The sequence below is a fragment of the Micromonospora sp. KC207 genome, from assembly GCF_004348615.1.
In the GTDB taxonomy this organism is placed as follows: Bacteria; Actinomycetota; Actinomycetes; order Mycobacteriales; family Micromonosporaceae; genus Micromonospora.
Window position 1 is genome coordinate 1 of sequence record NZ_SMKJ01000599.1, and the last position, 1,175, is coordinate 1,175.

Genomic DNA, 1,175 nt, shown 5'->3' on the forward strand with positions numbered 1-1,175 from the left:
GGACATCTGGTTCAGCCCGGAGCCGCTGCTGGCCGACGGGGCGGGCAAGCTCGCGTTCGTCTTCCCCGGTCTGGAGGCGGAGTTCTCGCCACGCACCGCCGACCTGGCCGCCCACTTCGGGCTGCCCGATCGGGAATGGTCCGCCGCCGACCTGGGCCGGCACGGCGCCGGCCTGATCGAGGTCGGCAAACTGCTCAACGAGGCGCTGGAACGCATCGACGTGCGGCCCGACGCCGTGTCCGGGCACAGCATCGGCGAGTGGACCGCCGCCGCCGTCAGCGGCCAGATCAGCACCGCCGCGATGGACGAGTTCCTGGAGCTGTTCAACGCCGACTCGGTGGAGGTTTCCGGGTACGTCTTCGCGGCGGTCGGCGCGGGCGCCGACCGGGTCACCCCGCTGCTCGGGGACTTCCCCGGGGTCGTCCTCTCGCACGACAACGCGCCGGGCCAGTCCGTGGTGAACGGGCCGGAGACGCAGGTGGACCGGCTGGTGGAGGCGCTGCGTACCCGCAACATCCTGTGCCAGAAGCTGCCGTTCCGCTCGGCGTTCCACACTCCGGCCTTCGCCGAGGGGCTGACCTCGATCGGCGCGGCGCTTGGCCGGTGGGAGGTCCACCCGACCCGGATGCCGGTGTGGTCGGCGACCCTGCACGCGCCGTTCCCGGACGACGAGGACCAGGTCAACCACATCTTCGTCCGGCACATGATGGAGCCGGTCTGGTTCCGGCAGACCGTCGACGCGATGTACGCCGACGGGTTCCGGGTCTTCCTCCAGGTCGGCGCGGGGCAGCTCGCCTCGCTGGTCAGCGACAACCTGCGCGGGCGGGACCATCTCGCCATGCCGGTGAACACCTCGCACCGCAGCGGGCTCGACCAGCTCCGCCGGGTGGCCACCGCGCTGTGGGTGGAGGGTGCCGCGCCGAACCTGCGGGCGCTGACCGCCCCGGTCCGTACCGCGCCGGCGGCACCGGCGAAGCCCACCGGCAGCACCGGTCGGCGCGGACCCCGAGTGAAGCTCGACCTCGGCGGCCCCCTGGTCCGCCTCGGCCCGGAGGCGGCCGGCCTGCTCGGCCTCACGGTCGCGCCGGGCGGAACCGTCGCGCCGGCCACCGCGCGGGCCGCCGGCAACGGGACGCCCGCCGCCCGACCGGTGGGCAACGGCACCCCGCCCGCAC

The 1,175-nt window shown here is 74.3% G+C and carries 1 protein-coding gene; it reads left to right on the top strand.

The window, feature by feature from the left end; translation table 11 throughout:
* The coding region (locus tag E1258_RS32740; protein ID WP_165949968.1) for an acyltransferase domain-containing protein at positions 1-1,175 on the top strand (1,175 nt) is incomplete at both ends.